The sequence below is a fragment of the Tautonia sp. JC769 genome, assembly GCF_040717455.1.
In the GTDB taxonomy this organism is placed as follows: Bacteria; Planctomycetota; Planctomycetia; order Isosphaerales; family Isosphaeraceae; genus Tautonia.
The window spans coordinates 18,530-44,606 of the sequence record NZ_JBFEFH010000029.1; the positions used below are offsets into that span (position 1 = coordinate 18,530).

The window sequence follows — 26,077 nt, forward strand, 5'->3', positions numbered from 1 at the left end:
AATTACTTGCTCGCCCTGAGGAACTTGACCAGATCGGCCAGTTCCTGCGGGGTGAGCTGCTCGTCGAGGCCGGCAGGCATGATGGAGGTGGTGCCGGGCTGCATCTCCTCGATCGCGTCGCGGGCGACGCGGACGGACTCGTCGGCGTTGAGGACGAGGGTGATGTGGTCCGGCCCCTCGTCGCCGATCAGGCCGCTGAGGACCTGGCCGTCGACCGTGGCGACGACGATCGTCTCGTAGCTGCGGACGAAGCTGGCGCTGGGGTAGGCGATGGCCTCGAGCAGGTCGCGCTCGGTCCGGATGCCGCCGATCCGGCTCAGGTCGGGGCCGACCTTGCCGCCGACGTATCCCATCGCGTGGCAGGTCCGGCAGGCGGCCTTCTCGCTGTTGAAGACGGCCTGGCCGCGGTAGACGTCCCCTCGCTCGACCAGGGGGAGCAGGGTCTCGATCCGGGCGAGCTTCTCGGCGGCGTCGGCGTCGAGGGCGGCCAGCAGGGTCGAGGCCCGTGCGGCCACGGTCGGGCCGAAGCGGTCGAGCAGGGTGCGGACGTCGCCCGGGGCGAGGCTCCCCCGGCTCGGCGAGGCGTCGATCGCGGCCACCAGGCGGAGCCCCAGCGCCTCGTCGTCCTGCCCGTCGAAGGCCGGCAGCAGGCGGGGGACGGACAGCGGCCCGGCCTCGGCGATCCGATCGGCGAGAATCAGCAGGCGCTCATCGCCCAGGTCCGAGGCCACCAGCAGGTCGGCCGCCCGGGTCTGCTCGGCGGCGGCGGAGTCGGGGTCGAGGCGGTCGAGCAGGAAGGCGAACAGGTCGTCATCCAGCCGCCCGACGCCGCCCGGCAGGGCCGAGAGGGCGTCGAGCCGGGCGGTCGGCTCGGCGTCGGCGTCCCGGGCGATCCGGAGCAAGGGGACGCGGAGGGCCTCGGCCTCGTCCCCCTTGACCCTCAGCGACCGGGCGGCCGCGACGGCCATCGGGCGGAGGGTGTCGGAGTCGATCGCCTCGGCCACGGCCGCGACCCAGGTCGGGGGGGCCGGGTCAAGCGTCGCCCGGGCCATCGCGGCCAGGGCGGCCTGCCGGGTGGCTCCGGGGGCGTTCGGGTCGTCGAGCGAGGCGGCGATCACCCGCTGGATCTCGGGAGACGAGGCGAGGGCGGCGAGCTGATCGACGAGGGCGTTCTGATCGTCGTCGTCGGTCGTGCCGCGGAGCTGCCGCTCGAAGTGCTGGGCGAGGTCGGCCCCCCACTCGGGCTTCCGGCTGGCGATCCAGGCGGCGGCCTCGCGCAGGTCGGGGTCGTCGGAGGAGAGCAGGGGGGCCACGTCGTCCGCGTCCAGGTGGTCGCCGGGCATCTGGTCGAGCGCGATCAGGGCGGCCCGGATCACCGTGTCGTGCGGGGCGGAAAGGCCGAACCGGGTGGCCTCGGGGGCGTTCAGCTCGATCAGGGCGGCGATGATCGAGTGCTGCACGGCCCAGTGCGGGGCGGCGGGCACGTCGGCCATGGCCTGGAGCAGGAAGGGGACAGTTGAAGGGTCGCCGATGCGTCCGGCGGCCTCGGCGGCGGCCCGGCGATTCTGGGGGGGGCCGGTGTGCAGGAGGTTGACCACGCGGTCGAGGGCCCCGGCATCGCGGCGGACGCTGATGACGTGCAGGGCGGCCTGGACGACCGTCTCGTCGGCGTCCTTCAGGGCGATCCGGGCGACCTCGCGGGCCGCCTCGTCGTCGATCCGGCTGCTGGCCCAGACGGCGTTGAGGCGGGCATCGGGATCTTCGGAGTCTTGCACGACGGCGAGCAGGGCGGGCACGGCCGAGGCCCCGAGGCGGCCCAGCGCCTCGACGGCCCGTTCCCGGACCATCGGGCGGGGGTCGGAGAGCAAGGGGGAGAGGTCGTCGGCCGTGGCGTCGTCCCAGGCGATCGACAGGCCCCTCGGATCATCGGGCGATTGCGCCCCCGTTTTGCGGATGCGATAGATGGCCCCCAGCACGTCGGGCTTGTGCAGTTGCGAGGTCGGGCAGCAGAGCTTGTACCAGCCGCCGGTGTCGACCACGAGGACCGAGCCATCGGCGTCTTCAAGCACGTCGGTCGGGTGGAAGTCGGAGTTGTCGGACTGGATCAGGATGCCGTCGGTCGTGGTGAACGAGCCGCCGTCGGGCACGAGCCGGTGTCGGCTGACGGCGCGGAGGTTGAACTGGCAGGCGAGCAGGTTGTCTTGGTAGTCGTCGCCCAGGCCGTCGCCTCGCAGGCGTTCCAGGCCGGCCGGGGCGGCGGGGCCGAGGTGCGTGAGCACGGGCAAGACGCCGGGCCGGGTGCGGGGGTGGCCTTCGAGGACGTTGTGCTCCTTGCCGTAGACGCCGCCGTAGAGGGCGTGGATCAGGCCGTCGCGGTTGCCGCCGGCGGGGTACTGGAAGAAGGTGGTGGTGAAGATCCGCTCGCCGCCGGGGGTGAAGACGACGTCGACGGGATTGTCCATGCCGCCGGTCATGACCGGCTCGATCGGCCCCGAGCGGTCGGCCCGCCAGCGGAAGAGGTGCGCGGCCCGGGTGACGAAGGCCGGGGCGTCGTCGCGGTCATACGTCTGCTCGGCGAAGGCCCCCTTGGCCCAGTAGACCCAGCCGTCGGGCCCGAGGTAGGGGCCGTGCAGGTCGTTGGCGCAGCCGGTCAGGGTCTTGGCGTCGAGCCAGACCTCGCGCCGGTCGGCCACGCCGTCGCCGGTCGTGTCGGTCAGCTTCCAGATGTGCGGCGGGGCGGACACGTAGAGCGACCCGTCGAGCCACATCGTCCCTTCGGGGAACATCATGCGGTCGGCGAAGACGGTCCGGCGGTCGAAGGTGCCGTCGCCGTCGGCGTCTTCCAGGCGGAGGATGCGGTGCGGCTTCTGTTCGAGCTGGACCTGGACCGGGTCGTTCGAGCCGGACGACTCGGCGACGTACAGCCGCCCTTGTTCGTCGAAGGCGGCGGTGATCGGCCGGTCGACCAGGGGAGGCCCGGCGGCGACCTCGACCGTGAAGCCGTCGGGGATCGTGAAGCGGTGGTCCCCCAGCTCGGCGACCTCGTCGGCCCGGAGCGTCGGCGCGAGGAACGAAAGCGGAAGGGCTGCGGCAAGGAGCAGGAGGGGCGAGGATCTCATGGCGGGTGGTCCCCTGGTCGGTTCCGAAGGGCGAAGGTCGGTCTATCGTTCGATCGGTTGGGTGGGCGGGGAGCAGGGCCAGGGCAGCGTCGGGGGAAGCGGCCCGGCTCGATCGCCCCATTCTGCCCGGATCAATCGCGCCGGACAACCGCCGCGTTTCGGCAAAATCAGGGCAGGCGGTGCGCCCGCGGTGCGCGACTCTAGTGCGCCTCGGTGCGCCCGGGAGGGTTGACGCAACTCCCTTGCAGTCCATCGGATTCGGGTGGGCGCTCCCATTCGTTTCGGGAATCGGCCGGCACGGGGGAGGACAGGGGGGCGGTGCGATTGGGGGACGCCTCGATGCGCCCTTGGTGCGCGGCCTCGATGCGCCTCGGTGCGCGAGGTGGTCGCGACAAAACCTACTGTGGGAGAGAAGGTTGCGTCAAAATTGCCGATTCGTTTCGGGAAGCAGTCGGCGCGGAACGCCCAAACGCGGGGAGCAGCCGATGGCCCGCGACGACCTGGGACTCCTTTGTGCGCGGCGGTGCGCGGTCGGAATACGATGCGGTGCGCTTCGGGGCGAAGTTGAAACCGATTGAGGGGAAAAGGGTTGTGGTGGAATCGTTCGTTCGTTTCGGGAAATTGGTCGGTCGGTCGGCGTGCCGGTGGAACGGAACGATCGCGACCGCGATGGGGGAGGGGAGGTCGAGTTGTCAAAGAGCAGGAGGACGATTGGGGCGGAGGGCATTGGCCGTTTCATCGGGGGCGGTTCGAGACGCTCCCGGGCAATCTGGCGGCAAGGCTTCGTCCGGGGTGCTCGATCGGTTCGAGCCGTCCGAGCCTGGCCGGCGGGGGGGCCGTCGTGGTTCGATCGCGCCGGGCACCCCCTCACCCGGCCTGGCGGCCATCCGCTCCCCCAAAGGGAGGCGAGGGTGACAGGGAGTTTGGGCACGGTGCGCTGAACGGGGGCCGCGACGCGCAAACGGGGCGAATCGTTCGAACGAGGGGGACGCGGCGAACGAGGGACAGGAGAGGTCCATCACGAGGCCGACCGAGGGGTTCGTCCCTTGAAACCATCGGGAAAAACGGCAGGGGCAGTCACAAGAATCGTCGGCGGGCGGCGAAAATCACCGAGGGGAAGGGGGGCCGGGCGAGGGGCGGCGACGGCCGAGGGGGGCGGGGGCGATGGCCCGACGGTGGGCGACGCCGGGGAGCGGGCCTGTCCATTGTGACAGGGGCGGGGGCCCCGTAAGATGATTGGCCTGGAGATGAACGGGTGGTGGGATCAGCGCGGTCTGGTCTGGCCCGGTCGCGCGAGGAGTGCCCAAGGTGATCGGCACGACGCTGAAGCGACGGTTCTCGGTCGATCGCGAGCTGGGTCGAGGGGGGATGGGGGCGGTCTTCCACGCCCTCGACCTGACGCTCCAGCGCCCCGTTGCCATCAAGATCCTCCGGGAGCTGGGCGGGCCGGAAGTTCATGAACAGCTTGGGCTTGAGGCCCGCATCCTCGCCCGGTTGCAGCACGACGGCATCGTCCGCCTCTATGACTTCGACCAGGAAGACGGCATCACCTACTTCATCATGGAGGAGGTGGACGGGCCGAGCTACCACCAGCGCTGGCGGGACCTGCCGATCCCGGGGCGGCTGGCCATCCTCGCCTCGGTGGCCGAGGCGCTCGACTACGCGCACCACCAGGGGATCATCCACCGCGACCTGAAGCCGGGCAACATCCTGCTGACCCGGGCCGACCGGCCGAAGCTCTCCGACTTCGGCCTGTCGGTCCTGATGGAGCAGGAGCAGGAGACGGGGGTCGCCCGCGGGACCCCGCACTACATGAGCCCCGAGCAGGCGCGAGGCCGCAAGCTCGACCCGAGGTCCGACCTGTACTCGCTCGGCGTCTTGCTCTACGAAGGCGCGACCGGGGAGCCCCCCTTCCGGGGGAACCCGATGGCGGTGATGGCCCAGCACGTCAACGCCGAGCCGCCCGACCCCCGGGCGGTGAACCCCGAGATCTCGGAGGCGTTCCGCGCCCTGATCCTCCGACTGCTGGCCAAGGCCCCGGCCGACCGGCCGGCCACCGGGCTTGAGGTGGCCGCGGCGATCCGCCACCTGATCGAGGGGGACCGCTGGCGAGCCGGGGCCGAGGTCGGGGCGGAGGCCGATGCCGAGGCCGGAGGCCGGGCCGATGCCGGGGCGGAGACGGTCGAGGTCGCCGCGCCGACTCCGGCGGCCGGGGCGGCGTCGGCCGCGATGCGACGGTCGCTCAGGCTTCGGCAGGACGCCGAGCGGATGATCGCCGAGGTGGAGCGGGTGCCGATCGTCCTGTCGGCCGAGGAGCGGTATCTGAGCGGGCATTATCTGGCGTACCTGCTGGGCGGCTCCCGGAGGCGCGGGATCTTCCTGATGAGGCCGCTCGACCCGAGGAACGCCGACCGCGCCCGGCTGATGCTGGCGATGGCCTGGCTGATGGGCCTGGGCAAGGTGACGAAGGAGGACATCGCCCGGGCCGCGCGGCTGCTCGACGAGCGGCCCGAGATCCGGCCGTTGCTCAGCCCGATCGTCGTCATCAAATATCTGCAAGGCCGGGCCGACGCCGCCCGCCGCAAGCGGTTCCGCAAGATCCGCCAGCTCTTGCAGGAGGCCAGCCGACACGCCCAGGACCACCTGACCGACGCGAACGGGCTGCTGAACCCCGGGATGATGCCGCAGGGACTCGACGACCTGAAGAAGCTGGCGCCCAGGGTGAGCGAGGTGGATGACGACCTGGTCGATCGCTGGAACCGCCTGACCGACGCCTGGCGGACCCGGCCCGAGTTCCGCCGCGCGATCCTCCGCTACGCGACCCTGCGGGCCGCCGCCGACCCGGCCAGCGAGCGGCTCTGGCCGGAGGTGGTCCACCCGCTGATCGAGCGGGCCCTCTGGCAGCGTCGCTTGCGGTCGAAGGCCGAGGGGTTCTGGGACGCCGCCAGCCGGGTCGTGCCCGTGGCCCCGGCCCCGGGCCGGATGATGGATCGGGCGATCGAGACATCGGTGCCCGTCGATGACGTGGACGACCTGGACGACTCGCTCGGGCAGTTCGAGCCGGACCCGGAGTACCTGGAGGCGGTGCTCGACGACGACGAGGAAACGGCCTCGGAGCCGGAGCCGGTGTCGAGCCTGACCGTGAGCCGGGCCTCGTTGCGGGAGTTCGCGGGCGAGGGGCCGTCGTCGCGGGAGTTCGTCCCGCTGGTCGATCCCGACCCCGAATGCTTCACCCTGGGAGAGCTGCGCGAGCTGCGGCTGGAGGCGCTGAACGCCCTGAAGAACCGGTCGGGCACGCAGGGGCACCGGGTCGTCGCCGTCGGCCCGTATCGGCTGGCGGTGGTCCCCTCGGTGCGGGCGAACAAGGCGGGGACGGTGGCGATCCAGGGGATGCCGAACAAGCAGATCGAGATGCTCGTGCCCTCGTTCGCCGGGGGCGGCTCGAAGGCCAGGCCGATCCTCGCGGTCTGGCACTATCCGAACAAGAGTATGGTGATCAGCCACCTCGACCAGCGGGGCAGCCCGCGTTACATCCTCTGGAACGCCCCCGTCAACCAGCAATCGAACCACCCCGACCCCGCCGACTTGAACAGCGAGCTGTTGAAGCTCAACATGGAGGCCCCCGACCGGCCGGACAGGGCGCTCGTGAAGAGCTTCTGGTCGTCGGGCAGGAAGTGACCGATCGACCACCGCACGCGAGCCCGATTGTCCTGACCATGCCCACTCCCACGCTCCGCATCGCCGGGGGGACGATTTACGACCCGATCCACGACGTGGACGGCGTCGTCGGGGACCTCTGGGTCGCCGACGGCCGGATCGTGCCGCCGCCGGAGGACCCGGGGGCGTACCGGGGCAGGACGATCGACGTCTCGGGATATGTGGTGATGCCGGGCGGGATCGACATGCATTGTCATGTCGCCGGGCCGAAGGTGAACGCGGGGCGGCTGATGACCCCGGACGCCTTCCGCGAGGGGCGTGCCCTGCCCCGGACCGATCGGACCCGGTCGGGGCTGGTGGGCCGGGCGCCGACGACGGCCGCGACCGGGCACCTGTTCGCCGGGATCGGCTACACGACGGCGATGGACGCGGCCATCCCCCCCTTGCACGCCAGGGCGGCGCACGACGAGCTGCGCGACACGCCGATCCTCGACAACGGGTTCTATACCCTGCTCGGCAACGCACACCGGGTGCTCGACTGCGCGGCCTCGGGCGACCTGGAGGCGCTCGACGCCTATTGCGCCTGGGCGCTCGACGCGAGCAAGGGGTACGCGATCAAGGTCGTCAATCCCGGCGACGTGGAAGATTACAAGCATGTGAGCCGGAAAGGGATGCGAGACCTGGACGAGGACGTGACCGGGTTCGGCGCGTCGCCTCGGCAGGTGGTGCAGGCGCTGGCCGGCGCGGCCGATCGGCTGGGGTTGCCGCACCCGGTGCACATCCACTGCAACAACCTGGGAGTGCCCGGCAACTGGCGGACGACCCGGGCGACGATGGAGGCGATCGACGGCCACCGGGGGCACTTCGCCCACATCCAGTTTCACAGTTACGACGGCGACCCGAGCGACCCGAGGAGCTTCGCCTCGGCCGTGCCGAAGCTGCTCGAATACGTCCGGCGGCACAGTGAGATCACCGTCGACGTCGGCCACGTGAGCCCCGGTCCGGCGATGATTTTGACCGGCGACCCCCGCGCGGGGGACCGGTTGCATCGGCAACTGGGGGGGAAGTGGCTCAACGCCGACCTGGAGCAGGAGAGCAGTTGCGGCGTCATCCCGATCGAGTACTTGCCCGAGAAGAACCTGATCACGGCGGTGCAGTGGGCGATCGCATTGGAGTGGTACTTGCTGATGGAAGACCCCTGGCGGATCGCCCTGACCAGCGACCACCCGAACGGCGGGGCCTTCTATCGCTATCCGGAGATGATTTATCTCTTGATGGATCGCGCGTTCCGGACCGAGGCGCTGGCCTCGATGCCGAAGGGGCTTCGGGAGCGATCGGTGATCCACGAGCTGGATCGCGAGTATTCGTTGTTCGAGATCGCCATCCTGACCCGGGCCGCGCCGGCGCGGATGCTCGGCCTCGACGCGAGTAAGGGGCACCTCGGCCCCGGGGCCGATGCTGATATCGCCATCTATTCGCCCGGCTCCGACCGCCGCGCCATGTTCGAGCGGCCGCGATGGGTCTTCAAGGGGGGGGAACTGGTGGTGGACGACGGCATCGTCGTCGCCGAGACGAAGGGCCGGACGTTCGTCCTCTCCCCCGAGTTCGACCCCGGCCGCTTGCCCGGGATTCGCGATTGGTTCGAGCAATCGTATTCGGTCCAGTTCGCCAACTATGCGCTCAGGCCGGACGAGCTGCCGACGGCGGAGGTGGTGCCGAGCGGAGGTCGGTAAGCGGGCTCACCCGTCCCCTCGATTCCCCCGGGCGACGGTGTGGGTGCGGAGCCATTCGGTGAAGGCTTCGCGCTTGAGGAGACCGGCCGCGAGGTCGAGAATCACCCGCTCCTGTTCATCGGTCGATGCCGAGATTTCGGAGCCATTGAGCGCAAGGAAGACTTCCATGGCGGCGTGGCCGATCCGCTTGTTGCCGTCGATGAAGGCGTGATTCATGACCAGCGAGAAGCCGAGCGCGGCGGCTTTCTCGATCAGGGTCGGATAGAGATCCTCTCCCCCGAAGGTCATCCGGGGTTGGGAGACCGCGGAATCGAGCGTCTTGGGATCACGCAGGCCGTCGGATCCGCCGGACTGGGCGATGAGCATTCGGTGCAGCGCGATGACCTCTTCCAAGCTCAGGTTTCGCATCGATTATTGCGCCAGTCGTCGGTAGAGTTCGGCATTCTTGTTCAGGATGAATTCGGCCACTTCGGCGAAATCGCCCCGAGGCCGAGAGAGCCATTCCTCGATCCCCGCCTGCAGCAGTGCTTCGGGGGTCGTGCCCGCGTCTCTGGCCCGATCGTTCAAGCGTCGCGCTGATTCCTCGGGAAGGGTGATGGTGATTGTCGACATCTCTTACTCCTCTCGGCCAACTCAACTCGCTGGCTTGCTCGAACCGGCGCCACAGGCTTCCTATTCTAGAAACGTTGTCCAGTGACGCGAGCCCCGGGACCTGAATCCCGCCCGGCCTGTTCCCTGGACACGGCCGGGCGATCGGGCGAGAATGGGCCGCAAGGGCGGCCCGACGCCGCTCGATGACGGGGGTCAATCGAGCCTTGACGCCGACCTGAACCGACCTGTACCGATCTCATCCGCCCGAATCGGGTCGGCGCGAGCCCACGACGAGACGAACATCGCCAGGAGCCGCTGATGTCGCACGAGCGCCTTGGATCGCACCGCATCGGGATGGCCGCCGCGGCGGCCGTGATCGCGGGGGGACTCGCCCTGCCGGTCGCCCCGAGGGCCGTGGCCCAGGTCGGGCCGGAGGAATCCGCCGCGCAGGTGAAGCTGGCCGAGGGCCTCGAGGCGACGCTCTGGGCCGCCGAGCCGATGGTCGTGAACCCGACGACCATCGACGTCGATTCGCGGGGGCGGGTCTGGGTGACGGAGGGGCTGAACTACCGCCCGACCCGCAACCCGAAGTTCGAGCGGATCGACGACGCCGATGCGATCAAGATCCTCGAGGACACCGATGGCGACGGCAAGGCCGATAAGGTCACGGTCTTCGCCGATGCGATCTTCCCGGTGCCCATGGGGATCGCCGTGGAAGAACGCTACGACGAGCAAGGCAACTACGCAGGATGCCGTGTTTATGTCGGCAACAGCCCGAACCTGCTCGTCTTGGAAGACACCGACGGCGACGACAAGGCCGACGTGCGCTATCCGCTTCTGACCGGCTTCGGCGGCATCGACAGCGACCACGGCGTGCATGGGATGGTCCTCGGCCTCGACGGCAAGCTCTACTTCACGCACGGCGACGGCTGCTGCTCGGTCCAGCCCGACGGCGAGGCGAAGACCGAGAACTTCGACGTGACGGATGAATCCGGCCGTCGCGTCTCGACCGATCAACTGGCCACCACGCTCCGCGTGAACCGGGACGGCACGCAGTTCGAGGTGATCGCCGACCGCCAGCGGAACAACTACGAGGCGAGCCTGAACGCCTTCGGCAATATCTTCGTCTCCGACAACGACGACGACGGCCAGCGCGGCTCGCGCGTCCTCTGGATCATGGACGGCGGGACCTACGGCTATCGGACCCCCGGCAGCCCGCGGCACTGGGGCGAGGAGGTGCCCGGCAACGTGCCGAAGCTCGTCGGCACCGGCAACGGCAGCCCGTGCGGGATCACCGTCTACGAGGGGCGGCTGCTGGGCGAGCCGTACTTCGGCGCGATCTTCGAGGCCGACGCCGGCACCCGTCAGATCAACCACTTCCCCCTGACCCGCGAGGGGGCCGCCTTCCGGACCGAGTACGAGGTGCTCATGTCCTCGGATGACCCCTGGTTCCGGCCCGTCGACATGACCGCCGCGCCCGACGGCGCGCTGTTCGTGGCCGACTGGTACGACGCCGGGGTCGGCGGGCACGCCTTCAGCGATCAGACGACCGGACGCATTTACCGGGTGGTGCCGAAGGGGGCCGATCCCGAGCGGCCGACCTATGACTTCGGCTCGGTCGAGGGGTTGATCGAGGCCCTGAAGTCGCCCGTCGTCGCCACGCAGGACGCGGCGCGGCGGGGGTTGATCGCGCGGGGAAGCGATGCGGTCGAGGCGCTGAACGCCCTGTTCCGGTCGGACGAGCCGATCCACCGCGCCCGGGCGCTCTGGACCCTGCACGCGATCCAGGGGGACGAGGCCGCCCTGCTCGCGCTGACGGACGGCGACCCGCAGATCCGAGAGCAAGGGGTCCGGATCCTCGGCCGCGATGTCAGCCGAGGGGGGACGATTGAATATGTCGGTGATGCTGCCGAGCCTCCGGCCCCGGCGGCGATGGCCCATCTGGATGCGTTGCTCCCGCTGGCGATCGATCCCGACGCGGGGGTGCGGCGCGAGCTGATCCTCGCCTTCCGGTATTTGCCGACCGACCGGGTGGGAGACGCACTCCGCGAGCTGGCGGCGTCGTGGGACGGCCGCGACCGCTGGTATCTGGAGGCGCTGGGCCTGGCGTTGTGGGATCGGGAATCGAGTTATCTGGCGTCACTCTTCGATGGGTCGCTGTATGGGGATCTGAACCTCGACCAGACCGGCGCGACCACGGCCGCGGCCCTGCCGCCGTATTTCCCGGTCGATCGGAATGAGGCGTTCCTGGCCGCCAGCGACGCGATGCCGCCGGCCAATGCGCTGAGCAAGACGCTCGGCCTGATGTGGCAGGTGCACTCGCCCGAGGTCTTGCCGCTGCTCGCCCGCTTGATGCCCCGGCTGGCCTCGCCCGATTTGCAGCAGGCGGCCGACGACGTGCTCGCCCAGGTGAAGGACCCGAGCGGCGCGGTGGCCCTGGCGAACCTGGTGTTCGACCTGGATGATCCGATCCGGGAACGGCAGATCCTCGCCACCCTGGCCCGGCGATTGGCGGGTGACTGGCGAGCGGCTGCCAATGATCCTCGGGTGCGTGAGGTGATCGGGGCCGCATTGGAATTGCCCGAATCGCGGGCCGAGGGGATCGCCGCCGCGGCGGCGACCGGCGATTCGTCGTATGCCGAGACGATGATGACCTTCGTCAAGCAGGACGACGGCCCGCCGCCGGTGCGGATCGCGGCGGTCGAGGCGCTCGGGCGGCTCAGGGCGTCGGGGGCGCGGCCGATCCTGGAGGCGATGATCGAGCGGTCGCGGCAGTCGGGGTCGTCCGACCCGGTGGCCGAGGCGGCCTTGCGGACCCTTCCCGAGCTGGGGATGGATCGCGAGCAGATGGTGACGATCGTGGCCAACAAGGACTACCCGCTCGGCCTGCGTCGTGAAGCCCTCCGGGCCGCGACCATGCAGTCGGAGACGGCCCGCAGCCTCCTCGGGCTCGCCGAGCAGGGGAACTTGCCCGACGACCTGAAGTCGGAGGCGACGATGTTGCTCAATGCCCACCCCGATTACTACGGCGTCCGCCGCCGGGCCGCCGAGGTCCTGCCATTGGCCGGGATCGGCGGCGGTCGGGAATTGCCGCCGCTGGAACAGTTGCTTGCGCAGGCGGGCGACCCCGGGCGCGGCCGGGAGGTCTTCGCTTCGGCCGGGCAGACGCAGTGCTCCAGTTGCCACCGCGTGCAAGGGAGGGGGCAATGGGTCGGCCCCGACCTGTCGACGATCGGCACGAAGTACGGCAAGGATGCGCTCTTGACCTCGATCATCAGCCCGAGCGCGGCGATCGGTTACAACTATCGCAGCTATGTGCTGGCGTTGGCCGATGGTCGGATTGTGACCGGCCTGCCCGTGGAGGAATCCGCCGACCGCATCGTGTTGAAGACGGCGGAGGGGCAGCGGCTCGAAATCGACCCGGCCGACGTGGAGGAGAAGCTCGTCAGCGACGTCTCCCTGATGCCCGAAGGGCTGGCGCAGCAGATGACCGACGAGCAGATCGTGGACCTGCTCGCCTTCCTCGAAACGCTCCGGCAGCCGGTGAGCATCGTCGGCGAGTTCCAGGCGGTCGGCCCCTTGGCCGAGGTCGATGCCGAGCCGACGGTGGATCCGACGCGGGCGATCGACACCTCGTTGCCGGTCCGGGGGGCCGACGGCCGCTCGCAATCGTGGCGACGCCTGCGGGCCGACGCCGAGGGGCGGATTGATCTGTCGGCCCTCGCCACGGCCGACCCGAACCAGGCGATCTATCTGCATGCCCCGGTCGTCTCCCCGGCCGACCTGTCGGCCACCCTCGTCATCGAGTCACCCGCGGCCGGCCTGCGGGCCTGGCTCGACGGCCGACCGCTGGAACTGCCCGATCCCTCGGGAGACGACCCGACCCGCTCCGTCGCGGTCGATCTGGCCCGAGGGGCGCACGACCTGATCCTCCGCCTCCCCGGCGGCGCGACCGATCCCGGGATCGTCGCCACCTTCGTGGCCGACGCCGCCCTGGAGTTCCGCGCCGTCGAGGGCCGCAAGGTGTCGAGCCGCTGAGCGGGGGCATGGCCTCCTGCGTTGTACCAGGCGCCGATGGTAAAGGACGCGGAGCGTCGCGCCCTGGACCAAGCCCCCTCACCCCGGCCCTCTCCCCGCGGGCGGGGAGAGGGTGGCAGATTCAACCCTCGCCCCCGCGTGCGGGGGAGAGGGTGGCCGAAGGCCGGGTGAGGGGGCTGCGGGCAATTTGGAATGACATATGTAGGCAAAACGACCGGCAGGATTGAGTGTTTGGTGCAAACCTGCCGGAACGAGGAACCCCGCCCGGCGCGTCTCGAAGGACGAGCCGGGCGGGGTCTTGCGTTTGCTTCCCCGCCGATCCGTGGCCGAGTTGCAATGCGGGGAGGTTCCGTCCCTCCCGACCGATGGCCGCCTTACTCTGCGGCCCAGTCTCAGGGCGATGCGGCGGCGACGGGGAGCACTTCGAAGGTGCCGTCGCTCGGCACGATGGGGACCTCGGCGCGGAACCAGCCCGCGGGCAGGTCGGCCTCGGTCCAGTCCTTTGGAATCAGTCGGACGTCCGGGGGCATGCCCCAGGTCAGGCGGATCAGGCCCATCGGCTCGACCCCCTCGGCCACGGTGAACGGATCCTCCCGGAAGACGGGTCTGGGATTACTCCCCATCGCCCCGGGAGGGACCAGGACCGCCCCGGTTCGGGTGTCCTGCACCAGCAGGCCGATGACCGGCTGCGAGCAGGCCGACACCATCACCGAGGCCCGGGGCGCGACCACTTGCCAGCCGGAGCCGTCGATGCGGCCCATCATCTCGGGCTCGAAGACCGCCACCCGCAGGGTGCTGTCGGTCTGGTTTTCGATCCGGTAATCGGCCCGGGCGGTCCCGGCGAGCAGGGCGACGATCCCCAACGCCAGCAAGACGGAAATCAGGTACTCGTCCAGGCGTCGCGTGGCAAAGATGAACATGGCAGCCTCCTCCCCGCCTGGAGGCGGGAAACGGGGTCATCAGACCCGGAGGCAGCCGATCCTCGGCTGTCTTCGGCCATCACCATCAGTTGAATCCTACGTCAAACCCCGGAGTCGTTGCAACGAAAATCCCGGAGATTTTGATCCATCGATCCGGTCGATACTTCGGCGCGTCAGGATCGTTTCGGCCGATGCCGATTCCCCGGGTGCCGGGCCGAGGCCCGTCACGGGTCGATCCGGGGCAGGGGGAGGAAGGGGACGGGGGTGTCGGCGTCGTGGTCGCGGTCGCCGGCCTCGAAGGCGGCGAAGCCGTCGGCCATCGCCACGGTCCGCAGGTCGGCCGAGCCGGCCCAGTTCAAGGGGTCGACGACCAGCCCTTCGCCCAATCGCGCCGGGAAGTAGGTCGGCCGGTCGCCCCGGTGACTGAACGGCCTGGCCAGGCGGGCGGTGATCGTCGCGGCCGGGCCCGGCTCCAGCCCTCGCAAGGCCCGCAAGGCCGGGGCGACGAAGAGCAGGAAGCCCACGACGCCGCTGACCGGGTTGCCCGGCAGGCCGAAGACGAGCGTCCCGGGCGTGCCGTCCGGGCGATTCGGGCCGATGCCGAAGAGCAGGGGCTTGCCCGGCTTGAGCCGGATCTTGTGGAAGACGGCCGTCACGCCGAGCGCCTCCAGGGTGCCCGGGACCAGGTCGAGCTTCCCGGCCGAGACGCCCCCGGTGATGAGCATGACATCGCGCGTCAGTCCTTCGGCCAGGATCTCTCGCAGCCGGTCCGGTTCGTCCGGCGCGATGGGAGCCACGACGCTCTCGGCGTTCGAGGCCCGCACCAGGGCGTCGAGCATGGTGGCGTTGCTGTTGCGAATCTGGCCGGGGCCGGGCGCCTGGTCGGGCGGCACGATCTCGTCGCCGGTCGAGACGATGGCGACGGCCGGCCGCGGCACGACCTGCGGGGTGGCCCAGCCGACCGAGGCCAGCAGGCCGAGCCGGACCGGGTTGAGTTCATCGCCGGGGCCGAGCAGCGTCTCCCCCTCCCGCATTTCCCGGCCTTTGGTCAGGCGGCCCGAGTTCGGCGCCACCGGCTTGCGGGGGGAGAGGGTCACGCGGTCGCCGGCCCGCGTGCTGTCCTCGACCATCACGACGGCGTCGGCCCCGTCGGGCATGGGGGCGCCGGTCATGATCGCCGAGCACTGGCCGGGGCCGATCGTTTTTCTCGGCACCCGGCCCGCGGTGATCTCCTCGATCACCTCCAGGTCGAACGGCCCGTCCCCCTCCAGGTCGGCCGATCGGACGGCGAAGCCGTCGAGCAGGGCCTTGTCGAAGGGCGGCAAATCCCGGTCGGCCGTCACCGCTTCGGCCAGGACCCCGCCGAGGGCGTCGGCCAGGGGCACCCGGCGCGGGGGGAGGGGCTGGGCGTGATCGAGCACGGCGCGGAGGGCTTCGGCGACGGAGAGCATGAGGAGCAATCTCTGGCGAATGAAAGGGTGTTTACTCGGAAATGAATCAAAGGTACGTCGTGCGGGGGCCGGATCGGGAGGTGATTGGAGAGGAGTCAGGCCCTTCGCCCGGAGATCACCACCGGCTCCCGGTTCCGGAGCGAGGAACGATGGATTAACATGTCGAAAAACGAGATGGAGACGATCCGCCCGTCGCTCAGGAGGATTTCATGACGGTAGTGGGGTGCGTCGGAAGGGGAACGCCCGGCGGAGACTTGGATCTCATCATAGAGCCAGTGTGTTCGGGAGGCTGCGAAGGGCCAATCGTCCGGGGGTGAGGTCTGCTCGATGGGGGCCCAGAGGAAATAGACGAGTTCGGCAATGGAGCCCTCATCGGCGAGTGAGACCAGCGCCACGGGGGGAAGTGGAGAGGCGGAGGGGAGAGAGATTGGGGCTTCTTCCTGGATCGAGAGGAGTTCGGCATCGTGGAAGCAGAGCCCCTGACGCCCCTCGGCGAGGGCTCGGATTCGAGGATTCATGGCGTCGAGGTGCGGCGCAAGTGAGTCGCGGTAGGCGCGGAGCGCGGCTTCCCAATCCTCGTCGGCCTGGTCGGCGATTGCCTCGTCCGGTGAGTTGAATCGACGGTAGAGGTCGGGCGTGAAGTACATCATGAGCGGGCCTCAGGTCGCCTTCCGATGGGGCGTTTCGTAGAAGGTGTGACCGGCCGGTGGCCTCGGGTCGGGCTGGTAATGAGGAAGTGCCTGGGGCCCCGCGGTGGCATGGGGAGGGCATCGCTTGGCGGTGCCGTTGGCGTTGATTTCGATGGTACGGGCGAGCGATCGGTTCGCCGCAAGGTCGGGGCCGCAGACCACGACATCCCTGCCCCGCGTTCGGATCGCTTCGGCCTGGAACTGCGTCATGACCTCCCCCCGGATGACGGATCCGCCCGGACCCAGGATCGCCTCGTGGATGAGGGGTTGCGGCGGCGTGCCTGGCATCGGGCGGAGGGCCTCAGCGACCGATGAAGTTCCGCAACAAGTCGGTGCCGGCGCCGGTCAGGAAGCTCTCGGGGTGGTACTGGACCCCTTCGAGCGGCCAGGTCTTGTGGCGGATGCCCATGATCTCGTCGTGATCGGTCCGGGCGACGACCTCGAAGTCGGGCGGGACGGTGCCGGCCTTGAGGATCAGGCTGTGGTAGCGGGTGGCCTCGAACGGGTTCGGCAGGCCGCGGTAGACCCCCTGGCCATCGTGGTAGATGAGGGAGGTCTTGCCGTGCATGATCCGGTCGGCCCGGACGATCGAGCCGCCGAAGACCTGGCCGATGCACTGGTGCCCGAGGCAGACCCCGAGTAACGGCACCTTGCCCGCGAATTGCTCGACCACGGCCATCGAGATCCCCGCCTCGTTCGGCGAGCAGGGGCCGGGGGAGATGATGACGTGCGTCGGCGCCCTCGAGGCGATCTCCTCGGGGGTCGTCTGGTCGTTGCGCACGACCCAGAGGTCGAGCGTCGGGTCGATCTCGCCGAGGCGCTGGACGAGGTTGTACGTGAACGAGTCGTAGTTGTCGATCAGGGCGATCATGCCGGTTCTGCCGGAGGGCTGGCGGTCGGGTGTCAGGGCGTCCTCCTGCATCATATCCGGCAACCGGCACAACCGGAAGCGATCGCGGGGCAGTCGGGGGGATCGGGAGGGTCGGATCGGGCCGGGCGGCCGATGATTCCCGATGAACGGGAACGGGGCGTCGTCGGGGTCCGGAGGACTTCCCACCGACCGCCCGAGCACCATCTCAAACCAGGAGGGAGTCCCGATGCTCGCCGGCCTGACGATTGCCCTGGGTCTGACCGTGTTCGGAGGCCACCCGATCGCGGGGCAAGGCCACACCCTGACCCCGCCGCCGATCCCCGCCCACCCGGTCCACGGCATGCGCGTGCCGGCCCATGGGCCAGGAGCCCCGGCGGTTGCTTATGAGGGACACGGGCTCGGGCATGGTTACGGAGACGGACATCACCACGCCCACGGGGGATCGGGCGGCTTCATCCTGCCGAACCCCGGGCCCGGCGACGGCTGGGGATTCCCGAACGACTCGCCCGACGGCTACGGCTGGTACGATCCGGGCATCACCCTGCCGATCCGGGAAGACCGCACCACCGCCTATTACTTCCGGCGCTACATGGCCGTCCCGCCCGAGACCATGTTCCTGCCGAACTACTACAACCCGTTCGTCACCCGAGGCCAGCGGTATCTCCCCTATTCCGGCATGGGCGGGATGCACGCCGCCGGCGGCGCCCCGAGCGGATCGGCCGCCACCCCCGTCAGCCCCTACAGCGACCTGACCCGGGAGGTTTCCCCGGCCCAGGTCCCCAACTTCTCCGGAGAGGTCCAGGCCCCGCCGAGCAACTCCAGCCGGATCGACAGCATGATCCGCAATTGACGCGGGGTTCGGACGGGGAATGCCTCGGGGCGAGGGGTGAAGCCCCTCCGGCACGAGTGTCGGGGGGACGCCCGCGCTCGAAACGTCCCTTCGGCTCTTCCGAGAGGAAGAAAAGGCCCCTCGCCCGGGTTGAACGGTCCTTCCTCCGATCCACCATCCATCGTTCCCGGGCGAGGGGCCACCCTTTGGGGGTTGGGCCGTCGCTCCCACGCTCACGGCACGGGCTTGATTGACCCCGAAGGCTGCCCCGATCGACGGCTCCTCGCTACACTGGCGGCCAGGTCGTTTCGGAATTGAACCTCCCCGAGAGTCTCACCCCACTTTGACAGAGGCCGCCATGCCCCCCGAGCCACTCCGCCCGTCGCGCCGCGTTTTACTGATTCGAGCCCTGTCCGCCTGGATGGCCGCCATCGCCTTGACCGCGGGGCTGACGCCCCCGGCCTCGGCCGAAGAACCGGACGCCGAGCCGGTGCGGCTCCGGGTCTTGAGCTACAACATCCACCACGCCCGGGGGCTGGACGACGAGGTGGACCTGGAGCGGATCGCCCGCGTCATCAACGAGGTCGAGCCGGATGTCGTCGCCTTGCAGGAAGTGGACCGGAATGTTGCACGCTCCGGTTCCGTCGACCAGCCGGCCGAGCTGGCCCGCCTGACCGGCACCGAGGCCGTCTTCGAGCGGAACATCCCGCTCCAAGGGGGCGAGTACGGCAACGCCCTGCTGACTCGCCTGCCGATCCTCGGACGGCGGAACGTCCACCTGCCCAGCTTCTACGAAGGGGAGCAGCGCGGCTGCCTGGTGGTCGACGTGCAAGGCCCCGGCGATCTCGGCCCGATCCGGGTGCTCGCCACCCACTTCGACTACCGGGGGCCGAACGACGAACGCCTGGCCTCGGCCGACCTGATCGCCGAGGTCGCCGCCGAGCATCCCGACCGCCCGACCATCCTGATGGGCGACCTGAACGCCCTGCCCGACAGCCCGACGCTTGAGCGCCTCGACGCCACCTGGACCCGGACCAACGACGACCCCCTCCCGACCTTCCCCTCCGAAGGCCCGACCCGGCAGATCGACTACATCCTCGTCCGCCCCGCAGGCCGCTGGCGCGTGGCCGAGATCCGCGTGCTCGAGGAGCCGGTCGCCTCGGACCACAGCCCGATCTTCGCCGTCCTCGAATGGGTCGGGGACGACGACTGACGGTTTCGCCCGTCGGCGGGGAAGCCTGCGACGCGAAAAAAAAAAGGGGGAGCAGCGACCGCTCGGCAGCGGAGCCGTTCCCCCTCGGTTCTCGACGCACCCCGTCCGATCGGGAGGTGCGCCTAGGATTCCGGGGTCGCCTCGACGATCCGGAGCGACACGTCGGGCGCCTCTCGGCCCGGGGCCGCGGGCTCGACCTCGAGCGAGAGGTTCAGTTCGCGGCCGCCGCCGGCCTCGATCCAGGCGTCTCGGTCCACCTGGTCGATGAAGATTGAGGCGGTTTCGCCCCTGGCGAGCGGCTTGAAGATGTCCTGGCCGCCGAGCTGGACCTTCTTGACCCCCTCGGCGGAATCGTCGGGCACGAGGGCGAAGACCTGGACCCGGTAGGCCTCGCTGGCCGCTTCCGATTCGCACCGGACGCGGACTTCGAGCGACGGATCGGAATCGGTTGTCGCCTTCATGGTGTAGGTCTCCCGCTCCTCGGCGTCGCCACGGACGGGTTCGTCCGGCGATCCGCCGGCCTGCCCGGCCGTGGCCGTGGCGGGACGGTCCGGCGCGGGCGCCGATGACGGATCCTCGGCACATCCGAAGGTCAGTAGCATTCCGAGCAGACTCGCGAGTTCGACTCGCATGGTTCAGGACTCCCTACGAGCGGTCTCCGTGCGCCACATTGTCGCCCACTCTTCATCGGAATTGTAGATGGGGCCGGGGCCGGGGAAAGGAGGGGGGAGGACTCGCGACGGGACCTCGGCGCGGGCCTCGCCCCGTGCTCGGCCTCGCGACCCTGGGAGAGGACGGGGAGCCGCGGCGCGATGCCCGGGACCTCGGTCCGGTGCGGTCCCTGGGCATCGCGGGCCCCGGCTCAGGCGCTGAAGATCTCGATCGAGTCGACGGAGAAGCTGCCGGGATTCTCCTGATCGGCCGCCGTGACGGGCATCAACTGGACCCGGATCTGGTCGAGGTTGGCCAGGCCGACCTTCTCGACGGCGTCGGTCAGGTCGACCAGGAAGTTCTGGCCGTCGGCGTGGTGGTCGTGCCCGCCTTCGTGTTCGAAGACCTGGAAGAACGAGAAGGTGTCGGCGTAGTGGATGTCGGTGAACGGGGTGCTCGGCGAGAGGTACGGGCAATTGACGAAGACGTTGACGAGCGGGGGGATGGCGAAGGAGCTGGTGATGCCCTTCAAGGCGCAGAGGATCCGGCGTCGGGCCGGGATCTCGCGCCCGAACTGGGCCAGCTCATCGGCCTCCGGCCGGCCGTCCCGCATCATCATGGCCGCGAGGTTCGGCAGGCTGACGTCCCGCACGGGGCCCGTCTCGTTGAGCGCGGCGAGCAGGTTCTCGACCGGGACCGGGAAGGTGTTGGGCACGCCGATCTCGACCGCCTCTGCGGGCTGCACGGCGCCGAGGACGCGGCGCGGTTGGTCCTCGACGCCTCCCAGGCGGAGGGCCGCGAGCAGCGGTTGCTGGTTGTCCTCGAAATTGGCGATCCCGGCGAGGTCGAGGAACTCCCTCGGGTCCTGGAACTGCTGGTAGGAATAGCCGAGGGCCTCGAAATCGATCGAGTCCTGGGCGCGGACGTCGATGGGCTGCCCGTCCCGATCGACGAATTGCCCGTTGAACTCGCTGTCGAAGGTCGGGGTGGTGTTGCCCGCCAGTTGCCACTGGGCCCAGAGGCGGTCGACGTTGCAGTGGTGGAGCCAGAAGAGCGGGTCGAGCGGCGAGAGCCCGGACCCGATGTGCCCCGGCCGGCCCTGGGCGGGGAAGCCGACGACCACGTGCCCGGAGTTGTGGGGCGTCCCCTCCAACTGCAGCGAGAAGCGCCTGAAATCGGTCTGCCGGAGGATCTGATTGATCCTCGAACTGATGAAGGCGCCCCCTCGGACCGGGTCGTCCTGGACCCCGAAGCCCTTGCCGATGGCCCGGATCGGCCTCGAATTGATATTCGGCCAGTTCGGGGGGCTATAGACGCCGGGGTCGTCCCAGAAGACGACGTTGAGCGCGTCGACGTCGAAGAAGGGGTCGGGGATCTTCCCCCGCTCGAAGCTCCAGTCCCAGTAGGGCAGCGCGAAGGAGGGATCGCCGATCAGTTCGCCGCAGATCTGCTCGAATTGGTTCAAATAATGGCGGTGCCAGGGACAGAAGTCGAGCCCGCCGTGGACGCAGTGATCGGCATGGATCTTCGCCTGCCGGATCCAGTTCCTCGCGTCGGTCTCGGGCAGCTGGTGCATCCGCTTCACGGCCTCGGCATACTGCGCGAAGACCGGGTCGTCGGCGGGCAGTTCGAGGGCACTCTTGCGGATTCGGAGGTCGTTCGCGTGCCTTGGCGTGAGGCCGGCTCGGCCGTGGCGCGATCCCAGGACCGCGGACGCACCGGCCACGAGCCCTGCCTGGACGAAACGGCGGCGAGAGGGTTGCCAATTCATGGTGGAACTACTCCATAAAACTCAAAGAGCTCGCCTGGTTCGGCGAAACAGGCGCAGGCATCAACATCAATTAGCCGCGCGGCGACATCGTAAAGCCTGGTGGACGCGGCTGCAAGTCGGCACATTGGTTTTTAGGCCGCATTCGATGGCTCATGACCCCTGGCCTGCGAGGCGTTCGCGGCATCGCGGCGATTCGAGGCGCCGAGGTCACGCGGGTGATCGTCTGGCCCGAGCGGGACGCGGTGCGCGGAACATCGGCTCGATGCGCCCGGCAAGGGCGGTGCGCGGCCGCCTGACCGATCGCCTGGCACGCGGCGTGCCTTGTGTAGACGCTCTCCCCTGGGGCCTCCCCCGAACATCGGGCCGGAACGGGTCGAGTCGATGTTGCGTAACCTTCGATTTGGCAAGAGGTTGTCGCTTCAGTTCGGCTGCATGTGGCCCGTCCGCCCGCCCGATGCCTCCCCCCATCGTTGCCTCTTTTGACCACAGAAATGCCCATGATTCGCGCACGATCGCTACCGTTTTTGGCACTCGCGGTTCTGGCCCTGGTCGCCTTGTTTGCGACGGGATGGTCGTCGGGCGTGCCCGTCGGCGAGGAGATCAGCCCCGGAGACACGGCCTGGATGCTCACGGCGGCGGCCCTGGTGCTGCTGATGACGCCGGGGCTGTCGTTCTTCTACGGCGGCATGGTCGGCTTCAAGAATGTCGTCTCGACGATGCTGCAGAGCGTGATCGCGCTGGGCGTCATCAGCCTGCTCTGGGTGGCCGTCGGCTTCAGCCTGGCGTTCGGCGACAGCATCGGCGGGATCATCGGCAACCCGCTGACGTTCCTGATGTTCGACGGCGTCGGCGGCGAGACGAGCGAGGCGCTCTCGCCGACGATCCCGCTGGTCCTGTTCGCCATGTTCCAGCTCAAGTTCGCGATCATCACGCCGGCGTTGATCACCGGGTCGTTCGCCGAGCGGGTGAAGTTCTCGTCGTACCTGCTGTTCATGGTCCTGTTCAGCCTGGTGATCTACTCGCCGCTGGCGCACATGACCTGGCACCCGGACGGCCTCCTGCGCAACTGGGGCGTGCTCGACTTCGCCGGCGGCACGGTCGTGCACATGTCGGCCGGGTTCGCGGCCCTGGCCGGGGCGTTGCTGCTCGGCCAGCGGCACAGCCACAAGAACCGCGAGAGCCACGTGCCGGCCAACATCCCGTTCGTCCTGCTGGGCACGGGGATGCTCTGGTTCGGCTGGTTCGGCTTCAACGCCGGGTCGGCGCTCGGGGCCAATGACGCCGCGGCCCTGGCATTTGCGACCACGAACACGGCGTCGGCCGCGGCCATGCTCGCCTGGATCTTCTGGGACTGGATGCTCGGCAAGAAGCCGTCGGCGCTGGGTGCCTGCATCGGCGCGGTCGTCGGCCTGGTGGCGATCACCCCGGCGGCCGGGTTCGTCACGATCCGGGAGAGCATCGTCATCGGCTTGGTGGCCAGCGTGGTGAGCAACGTCGCCGTCCACCTGAAGACGAAGTCGACGCTCGACGACACGCTCGACGTCTTCCCCTGCCACGGCATCGGCGGCATCGTGGGGATGATCCTCACCGCCGTCTTCGCCGACGGCGGCCTGGCCGAGGGGGAGTTCACCCTGTTCGGCTATCACATGCTGGCGCTCGTGCTCGTCTCGGCCTTCACCTTCTTCGGGTCATTGATCCTGTACAAGGTGGTCGATTTCATCAGCCCGCTCCGCGTCACCGAGGAGCAGGAGCTGATCGGGCTCGACCTGAGCCAGCACGGCGAATCGGCCCTCGGCGGCAATTTGCTCGCCGCGACGGTGCCCACGAACGGCAACGGCCACAGCAATGGCCACGTGGAGAAGCCGAAGCCCGAACCCCAAGTCGCCGCGGGCGGCCCCGCCTGAGGCGTTTCCCCGTGTCGGTCGCGATTCGACTCGACCGCGAACCCCCTCGCCCGGCCTGACGGCCACCCTCTCCCCCGCACGCGGGGGCGAGGGGAAAGGCGAGGCGATCGACGGCGACGTGGCGCCCCTCTCCCCCGCACGCGGGGGCGAGGGGAAAGTGATGACGCCGGACCACGAATTCAACCGGCATATCCTCTCCCCCGCACGCGGGGGCGAGGGGAAAGAGCACTCTGTCACCCCCTCCCCACGGGTGGGGAGACAGGGCCGGGGTGAGGGGCCCCCGTCCGGGTCGCAACGCTCGGCGCGTCGGCCAGGCACCCCCTCACCCGGCCTGACGGCCACCCTCTCCCCCAAAGGGAGGCGAGGGTGGAGCGTCCGGATCTGGAACGACCGCCGCCGTGGCCCGCAACGCAACGCTCCCCCGCTCTCGGGGCGAGGGTTGAGCGAGGGGACGCTCGGTCGGGCGCTCGGGATGATCAGTCGGCTCGGGCCGTCTGCGGGGTCTCCGCGGGGACGTCGGGATGTGCCCGAGTCTTGCCGATGGCCGCCAGGTGGGGCCCCTTCGAGGCGCGGCCGGCGCGGATGCCGGCGATCAGCTCGAAGTAGCGGTCGAGGTGGGCGGCCTCCGACCACTCGTTGATCCGCCTCGAGAAGCCGGCGTGCGAGAGCTCCTCGCGCAGCTCGTCGTCGTGGACGAGCCGGCGGATCGACCAGAGCAGCTCGGCATCGTTCCGGTAGCCGAGCCCGCCGCCGCTGCCGACGCCGTTCTCGTACAGGGCACCGCCCTCGACGTCGACGATCACCGGCGTCCGGACCGAGAAGGCCTCCAGCACCACATAGCCGAACGTCTCGGGGAAGAGGGACGGCACCACCACCGCCCTCGCCCCGTGGAAGAGCCGGGCCAGCCCCTCGCGGCCCAGCAGCCCCTCGAACTTCACGTTCGGCAGGCCCTTCGCCAGGCTTCGCAGGCGCGATTCATACGGCCCGGTCCCGGCGATCCGCAGGTCGACCTCGGGCAGGTAACGCATCAGCGGGATCAGGCGCTGGAACCCCTTCATGCGGACCAGGCGCCCGGCCGCCGCCACGTAGGGCCGCTCGGTCGGGACCGGTTCCTCGTCCTCGATCCCGCCCGACCAGTCATCGGGCAGGAAGTAGGGGAGGTGGACCAGGGGGGCGCCGATCCCCCGGGCGCGGTGCTCCTCAAGGGCGTGTCGGCTGGGGAAGACCAGGGCATCGAGCTGCCGGAGCGACCGGTCGATCAGGCCGGTCGAGCGCCACGCCTGGGGCGGCCGCTTGCCGGCGAGGCTGCATTTGACGCACTCCTGCTTCTCGCAGCGCCGCCGGTCGTACTTCCAGAGCAGGTGCATCGGGCAGATGAGCCAGTGCTCATGCGCCGTCATGATCCGGACGGCATGCGATCCCATCTCCAGCACCGCCGGCCCGCCGACGAGCGAGATGTTGTGGAAGTGGACGACGTCCGTCTTCACGTCGTCCAGCAGGGCCTTCAGGGCCTCGGCCTTGAAATAAGGGCGGCCGGTGACCTGGGTGGCGATGGGAGAGAGGATGCCCGCCTTGCTCTTGAGCGGGTGGACCGTGACCCCCGGCGGCGGCTCGAACGGGCGGAGCGGGTGCTTCCCCCGGACCGACTCGAACGCGTCGACGCAGTGGGCGACGTGGACCTCGTGCCCCCTCCTGGCCAGCGCACCGGCCAGGCGCTCGACGTACGCCGCGTCGCCGCCGAAGCTCTGCGCGCCGAAGAAGGTGGTGACCATGCAGATCCTCATCGGCGTCCTCCCTGTCACCGGTGCGTGCCCAGGCCCTCCCTGGCCCGAATCGAACCGTTCGTGTACCACGAATCGCCCGATCGGGCTACCCCGATTCGCTCGCCGATCGCCGCGGGCCGATCGCCCGCCGCAGCGCCCCGACGTCGGCCTCGGTCGTCCCGCAGCAGCCGCCGAAATACCGCACGCCGCGATCGAGCAGGCGAGGGACCTCGGCCTCCCAAGCCCCCCCCGACGGCCGCAGCACCAGCGGCACGTCCACCGGCCGTCGCAAACGACCGGGCAAGGTCACGGCCCGATCGGGCGGGATGCAGTTCCAGCCGATCGCCCGAAGCCCGACCTCGTCCGGGTCGAAGTCGAGTCCCGGCAGCGGGTCGTCATCGGCGACCAGGGCGAAGGTGACGATCATCGGCAGGCCGACGGCCGCGTGAAGCCGCCGCAGGCGGCCGCCGATCGGCTCGGCCGTCGCGTTCGTCTCCAGCAACAGGGCATCGACCCCTTCGTCGGCGAGCGCCCGGGCCTGTTCGAGTTCGTCCTCGGTGCCGGGGGCGGTCGGGCCGATGCAGCCGAGGACGATTCGATCCGGCCCGGCCAGTGTTCGGGCGATCGAAGCCGCCTGGCGGTTGATCGCCACCACGTCGCCGGCCCGGCCGTAGCGGGCCAGCCACTTGCGGTTCGCGCCGAAGGTGTTGGTGGTGATCGCGTCGGCCCCGGCGTCGAGGTCGAGGCGGTGGATCTCGGCGACGGCCTCGGGCCGATCGAGGTTCCAGAGGCTCGGGTCGTCCCGGGTCAGGTCGAGCCCTCGGGCGATCAGGCGGGTGCCCATCGCGGCATCGAGCACGAGCGGTCGCATCATCGC

The 26,077-nt window shown here is 69.7% G+C and carries 18 protein-coding genes; 6 read left to right on the forward strand and 12 right to left on the reverse strand.

Features of this window, described 5'->3' with window-relative positions; genetic code table 11:
• Window positions 1-2 precede the first annotated feature (2 nt).
• Window positions 3-3,119, reverse strand: coding sequence for a PVC-type heme-binding CxxCH protein (locus AB1L88_RS22460; protein ID WP_367098932.1), 3,117 nt, complete (start codon window positions 3,117-3,119; stop codon window positions 3-5).
• Between the two features lie 1,308 nt (window positions 3,120-4,427).
• On the opposite strand from AB1L88_RS22460, the gene AB1L88_RS22465 reads away from it, so the two are divergent.
• Complete coding sequence (locus AB1L88_RS22465) at window positions 4,428-6,797, forward strand: serine/threonine-protein kinase (protein ID WP_367098933.1); 2,370 nt, start codon at window positions 4,428-4,430, stop codon at window positions 6,795-6,797.
• Window positions 6,798-6,835: 38 nt separating this feature from the next.
• On the forward strand, window positions 6,836-8,509 hold the full coding sequence (locus AB1L88_RS22470) for a formylmethanofuran dehydrogenase subunit A (protein WP_367098934.1): 1,674 nt from the start codon (window positions 6,836-6,838) through the stop codon (window positions 8,507-8,509).
• A 6-nt stretch (window positions 8,510-8,515) separates the two neighbouring features.
• Here AB1L88_RS22470 and AB1L88_RS22475 read toward each other — a convergent pair whose 3' ends face one another.
• Both AB1L88_RS22475 and AB1L88_RS22480 read right to left on the reverse strand, forming a co-directional pair.
• Complete coding sequence (locus AB1L88_RS22475) at window positions 8,516-8,917, reverse strand: type II toxin-antitoxin system death-on-curing family toxin (RefSeq protein ID WP_367098935.1); 402 nt, start codon at window positions 8,915-8,917, stop codon at window positions 8,516-8,518.
• Window positions 8,918-8,920: 3 nt separating this feature from the next.
• Entirely contained in the window at window positions 8,921-9,121 is a 201-nt protein-coding gene (locus tag AB1L88_RS22480; protein ID WP_367098936.1) for a DNA-binding protein, read from the reverse strand.
• A gap of 297 nt (window positions 9,122-9,418) precedes the next feature.
• Here AB1L88_RS22480 and AB1L88_RS22485 point away from each other — a divergent pair, with 297 nt between their 5' ends.
• Window positions 9,419-13,138 carry a PVC-type heme-binding CxxCH protein gene (locus AB1L88_RS22485; protein WP_367098937.1) on the forward strand — a complete coding sequence of 1,240 codons (3,720 nt, stop codon included), beginning with the start codon at window positions 9,419-9,421 and terminating at the stop codon, window positions 13,136-13,138.
• Between the two features lie 392 nt (window positions 13,139-13,530).
• Here AB1L88_RS22485 and AB1L88_RS22490 read toward each other — a convergent pair whose 3' ends face one another.
• The 5 genes from AB1L88_RS22490 to AB1L88_RS22510 all read right to left on the reverse strand — a co-directional run bounded on the left by AB1L88_RS22490 (window position 13,531) and on the right by AB1L88_RS22510 (window position 17,069).
• Window positions 13,531-14,058, reverse strand: a complete 528-nt coding sequence (locus AB1L88_RS22490; protein ID WP_367098938.1) for a hypothetical protein — start codon at window positions 14,056-14,058, stop codon at window positions 13,531-13,533.
• A gap of 224 nt (window positions 14,059-14,282) precedes the next feature.
• Window positions 14,283-15,509 carry a gephyrin-like molybdotransferase Glp gene (gene glp / locus AB1L88_RS22495; RefSeq protein WP_367098939.1) on the reverse strand — a complete coding sequence of 409 codons (1,227 nt, stop codon included), beginning with the start codon at window positions 15,507-15,509 and terminating at the stop codon, window positions 14,283-14,285.
• Between the two features lie 95 nt (window positions 15,510-15,604).
• Window positions 15,605-16,159, reverse strand: coding sequence for a hypothetical protein (locus AB1L88_RS22500; RefSeq protein WP_367098940.1), 555 nt, complete (start codon window positions 16,157-16,159; stop codon window positions 15,605-15,607).
• A gap of 9 nt (window positions 16,160-16,168) precedes the next feature.
• Entirely contained in the window at window positions 16,169-16,486 is a 318-nt protein-coding gene (locus tag AB1L88_RS22505) for a hypothetical protein (protein WP_367098941.1), read from the reverse strand.
• Between the two features lie 13 nt (window positions 16,487-16,499).
• Window positions 16,500-17,069: an aminodeoxychorismate/anthranilate synthase component II gene (locus AB1L88_RS22510; protein ID WP_367098976.1), complete on the reverse strand. Its 570-nt coding sequence runs from the start codon at window positions 17,067-17,069 to the stop codon at window positions 16,500-16,502.
• A gap of 226 nt (window positions 17,070-17,295) precedes the next feature.
• On the opposite strand from AB1L88_RS22510, the gene AB1L88_RS22515 reads away from it, so the two are divergent.
• Together AB1L88_RS22515 and AB1L88_RS22520 are read left to right on the forward strand one after the other, a co-directional pair.
• Window positions 17,296-17,919: a hypothetical protein gene (locus AB1L88_RS22515; protein ID WP_367098942.1), complete on the forward strand. Its 624-nt coding sequence runs from the start codon at window positions 17,296-17,298 to the stop codon at window positions 17,917-17,919.
• A gap of 337 nt (window positions 17,920-18,256) precedes the next feature.
• A complete protein-coding gene (locus AB1L88_RS22520) occupies window positions 18,257-19,111 on the forward strand; it encodes an endonuclease/exonuclease/phosphatase family protein (protein ID WP_367098943.1) in 855 nt (284 codons plus the stop codon).
• Between the two features lie 122 nt (window positions 19,112-19,233).
• On the opposite strand, the gene AB1L88_RS22525 is transcribed toward AB1L88_RS22520, so the two are convergent.
• Both AB1L88_RS22525 and AB1L88_RS22530 read right to left on the reverse strand, forming a co-directional pair.
• Window positions 19,234-19,743 carry a hypothetical protein gene (locus AB1L88_RS22525; protein ID WP_367098944.1) on the reverse strand — a complete coding sequence of 170 codons (510 nt, stop codon included), beginning with the start codon at window positions 19,741-19,743 and terminating at the stop codon, window positions 19,234-19,236.
• A gap of 230 nt (window positions 19,744-19,973) precedes the next feature.
• Entirely contained in the window at window positions 19,974-21,533 is a 1,560-nt protein-coding gene (locus tag AB1L88_RS22530; RefSeq protein ID WP_367098945.1) for a tyrosinase family protein, read from the reverse strand.
• A gap of 497 nt (window positions 21,534-22,030) precedes the next feature.
• Between AB1L88_RS22530 and AB1L88_RS22535 the strand changes: the two genes are divergently transcribed.
• Window positions 22,031-23,437: an ammonium transporter gene (locus AB1L88_RS22535; RefSeq protein WP_367098946.1), complete on the forward strand. Its 1,407-nt coding sequence runs from the start codon at window positions 22,031-22,033 to the stop codon at window positions 23,435-23,437.
• A gap of 476 nt (window positions 23,438-23,913) precedes the next feature.
• Here AB1L88_RS22535 and AB1L88_RS22540 read toward each other — a convergent pair whose 3' ends face one another.
• Together AB1L88_RS22540 and AB1L88_RS22545 are read right to left on the reverse strand one after the other, a co-directional pair.
• The gene (locus AB1L88_RS22540; RefSeq protein ID WP_367098947.1) at window positions 23,914-25,221 is read right to left on the reverse strand and encodes a glycosyltransferase family 4 protein; all 1,308 of its coding nucleotides are present in this window, start codon (window positions 25,219-25,221) and stop codon (window positions 23,914-23,916) included.
• 85 nt (window positions 25,222-25,306) lie between these two features.
• A complete protein-coding gene (locus AB1L88_RS22545) occupies window positions 25,307-26,074 on the reverse strand; it encodes a homocysteine S-methyltransferase family protein (RefSeq protein WP_367098948.1) in 768 nt (255 codons plus the stop codon).
• Window positions 26,075-26,077: the final 3 nt, after the last annotated feature.

Excerpts from the sequence above, each read along its gene's own strand:
- AB1L88_RS22535 (WP_367098946.1), top strand. The coding sequence starts at position 22,031 with ATGATTCGCGCACGATCGCTACCGTTTTTGGCACTCGCGGTTCTGGCC.
- AB1L88_RS22515 (WP_367098942.1), top strand. The coding sequence starts at position 17,296 with ATGCTCGCCGGCCTGACGATTGCCCTGGGTCTGACCGTGTTCGGAGGC.
- AB1L88_RS22545 (WP_367098948.1), bottom strand. The coding sequence starts at position 26,074 with ATGATGCGACCGCTCGTGCTCGATGCCGCGATGGGCACCCGCCTGATC.
- AB1L88_RS22470 (WP_367098934.1), top strand. The coding sequence starts at position 6,836 with ATGCCCACTCCCACGCTCCGCATCGCCGGGGGGACGATTTACGACCCG.
- glp (WP_367098939.1), bottom strand. The coding sequence starts at position 15,509 with ATGCTCTCCGTCGCCGAAGCCCTCCGCGCCGTGCTCGATCACGCCCAG.
- AB1L88_RS22480 (WP_367098936.1), bottom strand. The coding sequence starts at position 9,121 with ATGTCGACAATCACCATCACCCTTCCCGAGGAATCAGCGCGACGCTTG.
- AB1L88_RS22510 (WP_367098976.1), bottom strand. The coding sequence starts at position 17,069 with ATGATCGCCCTGATCGACAACTACGACTCGTTCACGTACAACCTCGTC.
- AB1L88_RS22525 (WP_367098944.1), bottom strand. The coding sequence starts at position 19,743 with ATGCGAGTCGAACTCGCGAGTCTGCTCGGAATGCTACTGACCTTCGGA.
- AB1L88_RS22500 (WP_367098940.1), bottom strand. The coding sequence starts at position 16,159 with ATGATGTACTTCACGCCCGACCTCTACCGTCGATTCAACTCACCGGAC.
- AB1L88_RS22520 (WP_367098943.1), top strand. The coding sequence starts at position 18,257 with ATGCCCCCCGAGCCACTCCGCCCGTCGCGCCGCGTTTTACTGATTCGA.
- AB1L88_RS22530 (WP_367098945.1), bottom strand. The coding sequence starts at position 21,533 with ATGAATTGGCAACCCTCTCGCCGCCGTTTCGTCCAGGCAGGGCTCGTG.
- AB1L88_RS22540 (WP_367098947.1), bottom strand. The coding sequence starts at position 25,221 with ATGAGGATCTGCATGGTCACCACCTTCTTCGGCGCGCAGAGCTTCGGC.
- AB1L88_RS22460 (WP_367098932.1), bottom strand. The coding sequence starts at position 3,119 with ATGAGATCCTCGCCCCTCCTGCTCCTTGCCGCAGCCCTTCCGCTTTCG.
- AB1L88_RS22505 (WP_367098941.1), bottom strand. The coding sequence starts at position 16,486 with ATGCCAGGCACGCCGCCGCAACCCCTCATCCACGAGGCGATCCTGGGT.
- AB1L88_RS22475 (WP_367098935.1), bottom strand. The coding sequence starts at position 8,917 with ATGCGAAACCTGAGCTTGGAAGAGGTCATCGCGCTGCACCGAATGCTC.
- AB1L88_RS22490 (WP_367098938.1), bottom strand. The coding sequence starts at position 14,058 with ATGTTCATCTTTGCCACGCGACGCCTGGACGAGTACCTGATTTCCGTC.
- AB1L88_RS22485 (WP_367098937.1), top strand. The coding sequence starts at position 9,419 with ATGTCGCACGAGCGCCTTGGATCGCACCGCATCGGGATGGCCGCCGCG.